We start from the raw sequence: 244 nt of genomic DNA on the forward strand, positions 1-244 counted from the left end.
GCACCGGGGGCGTCGCGGCCTTCGCGACCGCGCTGGTCGTTCCGGCCTAGATCTCGCGCGTCATGAACGTCGACAGCGGATCCGGGCGGTACGACCCGAACGGCGGGCACTCGACGAAGCCCTCGCTCGCGTAAAGACCGCGCGCGGCCGCGAAATCGTCGCCGCTCCCCGTCTCGAGCCACAGGGTCCGGATGCCACGCTCCCGCGCCTCCGCCATGATGTGCCGGAGGATCGCGCGTCCGAT

1 protein-coding gene is annotated in these 244 nt (G+C 71.7%); it reads right to left on the reverse strand.

Annotated features, from left to right (window positions below; translation table 11 throughout):
* Nucleotides 1–46 precede the first annotated feature (46 nt).
* Nucleotides 47–244, reverse strand: a 198-nt coding sequence (locus ACZ3HH_RS30965) for a GNAT family N-acetyltransferase (protein WP_465810524.1), incomplete at its 5' end; no start/stop codon positions are given.

Source organism: Pseudomonas sp. PME37.24/025 (assembly GCF_055556615.1).